Source organism: Ruegeria sp. N7, assembly GCF_056531345.1.
In genome coordinates this window covers 45,594-54,133 of sequence record NZ_JBQFLR010000022.1, presented here as the reverse complement: position 1 = coordinate 54,133, position 8,540 = coordinate 45,594, and the positions used below count along the sequence as shown (strand labels likewise).

Annotated in this window: 8 protein-coding genes; all 8 read right to left on the bottom strand. The window is 56.6% G+C overall.

What is annotated here, in order from left to right; translation table 11 throughout:
• Window positions 1-65: 65 nt before the first annotated feature.
• The 8 genes from ACR0ES_RS18350 to ACR0ES_RS18315 are packed head-to-tail and all read right to left on the bottom strand — an operon-like array spanning window position 66 to window position 8,529.
• Complete coding sequence (locus ACR0ES_RS18350; protein WP_480487961.1) at window positions 66-1,256, bottom strand: Gfo/Idh/MocA family protein; 1,191 nt, start codon at window positions 1,254-1,256, stop codon at window positions 66-68.
• A complete protein-coding gene (locus ACR0ES_RS18345) occupies window positions 1,249-1,923 on the bottom strand; it encodes a hypothetical protein (RefSeq protein ID WP_480871458.1) in 675 nt (224 codons plus the stop codon). Before ACR0ES_RS18345 ends, ACR0ES_RS18350 begins: the two co-directional genes overlap by 8 nt.
• Window positions 1,913-3,100, bottom strand: a complete 1,188-nt coding sequence (locus ACR0ES_RS18340; protein ID WP_480833013.1) for a Gfo/Idh/MocA family protein — start codon at window positions 3,098-3,100, stop codon at window positions 1,913-1,915. Before ACR0ES_RS18340 ends, ACR0ES_RS18345 begins: the two co-directional genes overlap by 11 nt.
• A complete protein-coding gene (locus tag ACR0ES_RS18335) occupies window positions 3,090-3,905 on the bottom strand; it encodes a citryl-CoA lyase (RefSeq protein ID WP_480871457.1) in 816 nt (271 codons plus the stop codon). The genes ACR0ES_RS18340 and ACR0ES_RS18335 overlap by 11 nt, the downstream gene beginning before the upstream one ends.
• Window positions 3,902-4,774 carry a shikimate dehydrogenase gene (locus ACR0ES_RS18330; protein ID WP_480871456.1) on the bottom strand — a complete coding sequence of 291 codons (873 nt, stop codon included), beginning with the start codon at window positions 4,772-4,774 and terminating at the stop codon, window positions 3,902-3,904. Before ACR0ES_RS18330 ends, ACR0ES_RS18335 begins: the two co-directional genes overlap by 4 nt.
• 1 nt (window position 4,775) lies before the next feature.
• On the bottom strand, window positions 4,776-6,662 hold the full coding sequence (locus tag ACR0ES_RS18325; protein ID WP_480483575.1) for a bifunctional sugar phosphate isomerase/epimerase/4-hydroxyphenylpyruvate dioxygenase family protein: 1,887 nt from the start codon (window positions 6,660-6,662) through the stop codon (window positions 4,776-4,778).
• A complete protein-coding gene (locus ACR0ES_RS18320) occupies window positions 6,662-7,957 on the bottom strand; it encodes a TRAP transporter large permease (RefSeq protein ID WP_170753386.1) in 1,296 nt (431 codons plus the stop codon). The genes ACR0ES_RS18325 and ACR0ES_RS18320 overlap by 1 nt, the downstream gene beginning before the upstream one ends.
• Window positions 7,954-8,529, bottom strand: coding sequence for a TRAP transporter small permease (locus ACR0ES_RS18315; protein WP_480483576.1), 576 nt, complete (start codon window positions 8,527-8,529; stop codon window positions 7,954-7,956). Before ACR0ES_RS18315 ends, ACR0ES_RS18320 begins: the two co-directional genes overlap by 4 nt.
• Between the last annotated feature and the right edge of the window lie 11 nt (window positions 8,530-8,540).

The window sequence follows — 8,540 nt, the reverse complement described above, 5'->3', positions numbered from 1 at the left end:
TGAACAGGAAATGAAAACGCCCGGGCAACGGCCCGGGCGTGTATTACATTCGTGTAGGCAGACCCTTAGAGAGTGACCCAGTCCCCTCCGGACTGGTGAGAGCGCACAGAGGCGTCAATGAATCGAACACCGTCTGCGCCTTGTTCGACACTGGGATAAGCAAGCCAATCGGCCGGAACGGTAACGCCATCCCGACGCGCGGCTACGGCCATCGCAAGTTCCGTATAGAGGTTGGCCCAGGCTTCGATAATCCCTTCAGGGAAGCCGCGCGCGGTACGGATCAAACGTTCTGCGCCGGGTCCGATACCATGCCCGAGACCTCGGCTGATGATTTGATCCGGTTCACCAAACCGATTGAATTTCAGCCGCTCCGAGTTCTCTAGGTCCCACTCGAGGCCTCCTTCGTTCCCGAATATGCGCAGGCGCAACCCACCCCGGTTTCCGGGGGCAAGGCGTGTTGCCATCAAGGTTCCGGGGACTTCATTTTGGTAACGGGTGAACATGAACACCGTGTCTTCCAAAGGCTTTGGCGCGCCGCAGACATGAAACTCGGCCCGCAGGTCGGTCAAGGGCAGGCCGGAAACAAAACTGGCGAGATGCGCGGCATGGGTGCCGATATCGCCGACACAGCTGGTTGGACCAGAAATCTTGGGGTCCAGCCGCCACTTTACATGAGGCGCATCGGCCACATCTTCGGGCGTCATCCAGTCTTGCATGAACTCGACATGGATCTGGTTGATTTTGCCGATGCCCCCGTCGGCCACGATCTGCTTGGCCTGCCGTATCACCGGAAAACATGACATCACATAACCGACAGCAAAGATGTGTCCCGTGCGCGCGGTAATCTCCTCAAGCCCCTCGGCCTCGGCCACTTCGTTGGTCAGGGGCTTGTCGCACAACACGTCAATGCCCGCTTCCAGAAACGCTTTGGCCACGCCGAAATGAACGTGGTTTGGGGTCGTGATCATGACGGCATCTACGCCATCTGGGCGCGCCGCCTCGGCCTGTGCCATCTCCTCGAACGACGCGTAGCACCGGTCGGCCGGCAGGAACCACTCGACCCCGCGCGCCTTGCTGCGCTCGGTATCTGAACTGAGCGCGCCTGCGGCGACCTCCCACCGGTCGGTCATGCGCGCAGCCGTTGCTTGCGTGTCCGAGATCCGTCCTCCACCAACAACGCCCAGCCGCAAACGGCGAGACAACCGGGGGAAAGGGCCGTCGAACTTCAGGTCTTCGGGTAAAAGTCTCTCAGCCATTCTCAACCTCCGCTTCCGGGACCCGTACGCCCTCGGGCAGTATCTCCACCGCCATGAAGATACCGGGGGTGATCGTCTCGTATTGATGCCAGGGATAATTGCCTTCGGCGTCATACATAGGTTTGTGGGTCGTGCCCGGGGCCATGAATTCTTCGAGATACAGGGTCTCGACATCCCGTTCGCGACATTGCTGCATTTTGCCGAAGCCAACGATCTGCGTATGCACTTCGCGAAACCCAGGTACCGGGCAGAACGGATGATCCTTATGCAATCCGACATTCAAAGGGACCGAGCCGGAATGGTACATGGTCAGTCCAACGTTACCCACGAAGACCTTCGGCGACATGTAGTGGCTGACGCCACGCAGACGCTCCTCTTGGCGAACATCAAAAGCAGATGGCCATGTATCTTTCACCCATGCGAACAACTCGTTGTCATTGGAATGGGCGTCGAAACCGTGGACAATGACTGCACGTTCCACGCCGCTAAGCGTGCTGTCTTGCACGATCACAGAGGAAAGCGGTGCAATGGTCTGATCCTCGACAGAGAAATTTCGCCCCCCAAGGTTAAGGACGATGGCGCGACCCTCGATAGAAATTCTGCGCTCGTCAGTTATGTGCTGGACGCGAAAGAATGGCTGGGCAAAGTCGAGTGTCTCAATCGGCATGGGCCGACTCCTTCCTCTCACCGTTCAGAAAATCGACCGGCAAAGGCTCCGGAGCCGCGCACCGGCTTTCTATCGTCTGATAGGCGCCGAATTTTGGCGCCCGTTCAATTGCGTCCATGACCTCGAAAACGTGGTAAGCAAGCGCTCCACTTGCACGGGGTTGGCGTCCTTCTTGTGCCGCCAGGGCGAGGTCCAAAAGGCCGAGCCCGCGGCTATCTTCGTTAAACCCATGTCTGTTTTCAACAACCTGCCAGTCTTCACGACCGGTTGGACGGGGCTGATGAGACCAGCGTGAGGTCTCCCGCGTTTTCAGCCAGACATCCCCCTGAAAGATGTTGGCGCCATGAACCGGGTCAGGGTCAGGGATGCTGATGGTTCCGTTTTCACCATAGATCTCGAACCGCGGAGTTTCGCTGTCCCAGACGTCGAAGCTCATGGTCATCGACCCTATTGCTCCGGAAGAGAACTGCAGCAGGCTTAGGGAGTGCGTGTCCACCTCGACATTCATCCATTCGCCGTTGCGAGGGCCGTTTTCGATCATCCTTTTGTCAAACGTGCGCCGAGCCATTCCGGCAACCCGGTCAACGGGTCCAAGGCAGTAGATCATGGCGGTCAGGTAGTACGGCCCAAGGTCCAGCATTGGCCCACCACCCGCCTTATAGTAGAAATCCGGGTTGGGATGGTGGCGCTCCGTCCCGTGGGTCCCGACATGGGCAAAAATCCCTGTTGGTTTCCCGATAGCGCCTTCATCGATCAAGCGCCGAACGGTCTGCCAACGACCGCCCAGAAACGTGTCGGGTGCGCAACCGACCAGTAGCCCCTTTTCAGTGGCAGTGTGCAGGATCGCCTTTCCGTCCGTTCGATTCATAACCAGCGGCTTCTCGGAATAGACGTGCTTGCCGGCCTCCAACGCGCGCAAACTGATTTCCGCATGCGCCGCCGGAATTGTCAGATTCAGAACGCAGTCAATCGTCGGATCGTCAAACACTTCATCTGGTGTGCAGGCCTGGGCGACACCGTATTGATCTGCTTTGGCGCGGCTTTCCGAAGGATCAAGGCTTGCACAAGCCACGACCTCGACGTTTGAGAATTTGGATAGCGTTTTTAGATAGATATCGCTGATACGACCACAACCGATAAGGCCGACCCGGAAGGATTTCGATGTCTCACGTGTCATCATTCCTGTCTTCGTAGAGAGGTAAGTAATTCGGGGGCATGGGCCCTTTGTTGCGGCCACCCTGGTTCATCTGCTCCCAAGCGTGGGCGAGTATTCCGACCGAGCGGGATAGGCAGAACAACCCCCGCGACAAGGGCGCGGGAAAGCCAAGTTCGCAGAAGATCACAGCTGTCGCGCCGTCGATATTCATGGCAATTGGCCGACCGCCGCGTTGACGACCGAGTTCGGCGCGAACCTCTTCTCCGATATCGGCAAACCGGCCAGATACTGTGCCTTCTGCCGCCGCATCACGAACAAGTTGCATCAATCGTGGTGCGCGTGGATCGACAGGCTTGTGAAACCTGTGACCAAAGCCCGATACGATCTTGCCGTACGTCTCGCGCCAGCTGTCCAGACCGTCCTGAACAGCATTATTCAGCGATGCCCCAGCATCCATGCGTTCCGAGATATCATAGTAAAGCTCGGCGCATTGTTCGCCTGCTCCGCCATGCACATCGCCCAGCATGTTCACCGCAGTCGCCATCGCATTATTGAGACCTACCCCGCAGGTGGCAGCCATGCGCGCCGCCGCGATTGAGGGGGCCTGTGGGCCGTGATCCACGCCTGCGACCAAAGCGGCTTCGAACAGACGCGCTTGTGCGTCGCTGGGCAGATCGCCCCGCACCATCAGCCAGATCATCTGCGGGAAAGAAACGTTCCCGATCAGATCCTCTATTGCGTTGCCACGAAACGCGATCTTGCCGGGTTTCATGTCAATGATGGATGTGCGCCACCATTGGCGGATTGCTTGTTCGTCGTTTGTCATACCGTTGCACCTCTAAACTCGCGCATGCGCTGCTGACGAAGTGAATCGAAAACGTTTTGAAGGCGACTGATTGAGGCGGTGCAGCCGGTGAAGATTTCAAAAGACGCTGCAGCCTGATGAACCGCCATTCCAGCACCATTCATCACTTTCAACCCAGTTGCGCGGGCCCTGCTCAGTAGGTGTGTCTCAAGCGGGAAATATACGATGTCTGCCACCCATGCATCGGGCCGCAACAGGGATGGTTCAATGACTGTTCCGGGGTACTTGTCCATTCCAAGTGGTGTTGCGTTGACCACTCCGTCCACAAGTTCGATCCGATCCAACGAAATCGAAGGGGAACCCTGAATCTTTGCGTAAGGGCGCAAGACCTCTAGTCGACTGACCAGCGCCTGCGCTCGGCGGAGGTCAGGATCAATAATCTCCAGGTCTCGAACACCTGAATCAAGCAAAGCCAAAGAGACTGCACTGCCCGCGCCACCAGCACCAAACATGAGAACCGTTTCAGTCTTCGATGATCCCAAAGAATCTCCGAAGGCACTGTGGAAACCTATGTAGTCGGTGTTGTGGCCAACCATTCGGTCGTCACAAAAAACCACCGCGTTGACAGCTTGAAGCTCCTCAGCAGTCTTGGTAAGCTCATCAAGATGATCAATGACTGATGCTTTGTAGGGATGCGTCACGTTGACCGCCGCGCAGCCTAATTCAACGGAATAATGCAGTAAATCAGCGACCGACATTCCACGAAATGGCTCTTTTGCAGTGTCGATCCTACCGTAGCTCAGATCGATACCCTGCGCCCGACCTTCTGCCTCGTGCATCTCAGGCGTCATGGAGCCAGCAATACCTTGGCCGATTAGTGCCGCCTTCATTTCAGGTTGTTCCTTCCGCCATGTGGTGTCGCGCTTGGGCCGCCAATCGGAACGCAGCATTGCGCGCGCCATAGCCGGAATAGCCAGATCGGCGCTCAACAATTTCAAAGAAGAAGCCGTTAAAGATAGGTCGGCTGTAGATCTGAAAATACTCGGAACCCGCTGCGCGGTCGTAGAGAATGTTATCCCTGCGCATTTGGGCGATCAGGTCTTCACTTAACCCGAATGTCGCTTGCAGATCAGCGTAGTAGTTTTCTGGGATGGACAGGCTGGGAAAGCCGGACTTCCGCAATTGGGCTGAGGTTTCAAATATGTCGTCCGACTGGAAGGCTATGTGCTGAACACCGGCACCAAAACCGTCTTCAAGGAATGAAGCCGCCAGTGTTCGACGCCCAACTGCACCATTCAGGTTTAAACGCACTTCGCCCTCGGGGCTCTCGATGGCTTGGCTTTGCACAACACCTGAAGGGTCGGCAACGTTCACGATCGGAGATTTTGCCATCTCAAAAGTCGAAATGTAATAGAGCAGCCAGCTTTGCATCTCATCGTTACGCATCGTCTGCGCCAGATGGTCGATGCGGCGCAGACCAGCAGGCTGGATCGCTTTGGTCTTGGCGACTGGCTCGAACTCGATGTCCCAAACCCGATGCAGATCGGATTTCTCATCTATGAAATGGACAACATTGCCACCAACACCTCGGATGGCCGGGATGTCCAGTTCCCCAGTCCCTACCGGCTGTGAGAAATTCGGCGCGCCCAACGCGGTCGCTCGCTGAACCGTCTGATCCGCATCTTTGACACGCAACCCCATGTCACACACGGAGGGGCCGTGACCCAGGAACGCCGAATGGGCGAAACCTTCCTTTTCGGTATTTACAACGATGTTTATCGCGCCCTGCCGCCACAGCTCGACGGACTTGGTTACGTGTTTTCGCTCCATTCGAAAACACATTGCTGACAGCATATCTGCCAGCTGCGCGCCGCTTGTTTCGTCGGCTGTAAATTCGACGAATTCGAAGCCTGACGCATAGACGCGTTCCGGCAGGTCCGGGATGCCGAAATCTGTTCCCGGTTCGGTCCGGGAAACCTCATCTAACAGGTTCACCAGCGACCTGTAGCTGTCTCGGGCCAGTGTCAGGCCACCGGGTTGAGGAGCTGCTTCATTGACACGCGCAATAGACCAAGGCCCCTTGTACCCAGCGCGGGACAACACCCGCACAAAGCCCGCAAGGTTCAGCGACCCAAGCCCCGGCAGAAGCCCAAAGTGCCGTTTGAGCCTGCGAATATCCATTTCAAGTCGGGGTGCATCGGATAGCTGCACATGGAACAGCCGATCTCCGGGAATGTCCCGAAGGCGGGCTGGTTTGGACCCGTCGGCAAGCGAGAAGAAGGAATTCAAGGCCAACCCCAAATAAGGGCTGTCGATAGCTTCAACGACGCCTAACGCCTGTTCATCCGAGTGAATAAGATCCGACCATGGCAAGCCCATATAGGCCAGACGCAACCCCAATGCCTTTGCTATTTCGGCCGCCTCGCCAAGATCTGCGATTACCTGTTCTTCGGTCGCAGCGGCATCGACCTCGAATGCGGACCCGATTAGCAGCAGATCCGTACCCAATTCGCTCATCAGGTCGAGTTTGCGCTTCAGTCGATCAAAGGCGCGCTCCCGTCCGCCGCCAGACTGACCTTCAAGGTTATGGAAAGGTTGCAGCAGGCAAATCTTCAGGCCGAGATCTGATGCAATGTTCCGAATTTGCGATGGCGGCCCGTCAAAAGCGGTCAAGTCCGGTTCGTGTAATTCGACACCCCCGAATCCCGCGTCAGCGATAGTGCTTAGTTTTTCGGCCAGATCACCGGGGATCGACGTTGTCGAAACCGAGAGGCACATTATCCCTGATATCCAAACATACGCGGCAACCACAGGACCAAATCAGGCATCAGTATCATGATCACCAGGGCGAAGATAAGAACCGCGAGGAAGGCCCAGATTTCCGAGATGATTTCGCGTAGCGGAATGTCCGTCACGGCGTTGATCACAAAGAGCAGAATGCCATAGGGCGGCGTGATCAGACCGATCATCGAGTTCACGACGACAAGCACCCCGAAATGCACCAGATCAATCCCAAGCGCCTCGCAGGTTGGAATGAACAGGGGCACAATCACTAGGATGATCGTTGTTGCGTCTAACACGCATCCCAGCGCGAGGATCAGCAGGTTTACGAGGATCAGGAACACAATCGGGCTAACATCGGAACCCTCCAGCAGCGCCGAGATAGACTGCGGTATTTGTTCCTGGATGACGATGAAGTTCAGAATGAACGCGCCACCAATGACAACCCCGACGGCTGCGGAAGAGCGCGCGCTATCGACGAACACCTGATAAAGGCCGCGGAAGGTCAGCGCTCGGTAGAACAACGCTGCCAGTAGCAGGGCGTAGAATGCAGCTACGGCGGCAGCTTCAGTCGGAGTGGTGACGCCCCCATATATGCCGTAGAGCAGGATTGCGGGCATCAGCAGTGCCGGAAATGCGTTGGCGGTTTTAGCCGGCAACTCGCGCAGTGGAACAGGTTCTTCCAATGCAAAGTTCCGCTTTCCGGCCAGATAATAGTTCATCGCCATGAGGACGACGCCCATGATCAGGCCCGGCAGAATACCGGCTAGGAACAGCGACCCGATGGAGGCCTTGGAAACGAGCGCGTACAAAACCATTGGGATAGAGGGCGGAATAATAGGGCCGATCGTTGCCGACGCCGCCGTGATTGCAGCTGCGTAGCCTCGGCTGTAGCGGCCATCCTTGGTCATCATTTCAATGATGATCTTCCCGATCCCAGCAGCATCCGCGACGGCCGAGCCGGACATACCCGAAAAGATCAGTGACGCTACCACGTTTACGTGCCCGAGGCCGCCCTTGAAACGACCGACAGCAGCGACGCAGAAGTTCAAAAGACGGTCCGTGATCGATCCAGCGTTCATGATATTCGCGGCGACGATGAACAAAGGCACGGCAAGCAGGATCGTGCTTTTGTAAAAACCTTGCAGGATCTTCTCGCCCGCGAGGGCGACGTCCAGTCCGGCCGTGCCTAGGTACACTAATGAGGCCAGGAGGATGGAATAGCCGATAGGTGTCCCGATGCCTGCCAGAAGAAAGAGAGCGAGCAGGCAGGAAAGAAGTTCAAAACTCATTTCTTAACTTCCTCATCCTTTTCGACGTCGACACGGGGATGATCGTCAACCACGTTGTACCCAACGACCAGTTCCAACTCTGTCTTTGGTGGGCCATTGCGCATGACGTCGAAGAATAGCCACGCGTAGCGCGCTGCGACGACCAGCATGAATACCGCGTAAATCGAGAATACTGTGCGCAGCGGAATCTTCTCACCGGAGAACGGATTGCGGACAGTCGATGTCTTGCGGATTTTCATCCAGTCGATGTAGTCCCACGTCGGAAGGAAGCTGTAGAGCATACCGACTACGATCGCTGCGGCCGCCAGCATCGCAAAGACCTGCCGTACGCGCATCGGCACCGAAAGATAGATGATGTCGAACTTCACGTGATCCCGTTCGCGCACGATGAAAGCGCAGCTGAAGAAAATCACCCAGACCCAAAGAATGCCGATCAATTCCAGCGTCCAGCCTGCTGGGGTGAAGAAGTACCGTAGTAGAATTTGGAGAAGGAAGATAAGGAAGATTGCCGCCAGCATCCCGCCGGCAATCGCTTCGGTCAGTCGGGAGAACCCCTTCATAAAGGCCTTCATTATGGTTCTCC

Excerpts from the sequence above, each read along its gene's own strand:
- ACR0ES_RS18350 (WP_480487961.1), bottom strand. The coding sequence starts at position 1,256 with ATGGCTGAGAGACTTTTACCCGAAGACCTGAAGTTCGACGGCCCTTTC.
- ACR0ES_RS18345 (WP_480871458.1), bottom strand. The coding sequence starts at position 1,923 with ATGCCGATTGAGACACTCGACTTTGCCCAGCCATTCTTTCGCGTCCAG.
- ACR0ES_RS18340 (WP_480833013.1), bottom strand. The coding sequence starts at position 3,100 with ATGACACGTGAGACATCGAAATCCTTCCGGGTCGGCCTTATCGGTTGT.
- ACR0ES_RS18335 (WP_480871457.1), bottom strand. The coding sequence starts at position 3,905 with ATGACAAACGACGAACAAGCAATCCGCCAATGGTGGCGCACATCCATC.
- ACR0ES_RS18330 (WP_480871456.1), bottom strand. The coding sequence starts at position 4,774 with ATGAAGGCGGCACTAATCGGCCAAGGTATTGCTGGCTCCATGACGCCT.
- ACR0ES_RS18325 (WP_480483575.1), bottom strand. The coding sequence starts at position 6,662 with ATGTGCCTCTCGGTTTCGACAACGTCGATCCCCGGTGATCTGGCCGAA.
- ACR0ES_RS18320 (WP_170753386.1), bottom strand. The coding sequence starts at position 7,957 with ATGAGTTTTGAACTTCTTTCCTGCCTGCTCGCTCTCTTTCTTCTGGCA.
- ACR0ES_RS18315 (WP_480483576.1), bottom strand. The coding sequence starts at position 8,529 with ATGAAGGCCTTTATGAAGGGGTTCTCCCGACTGACCGAAGCGATTGCC.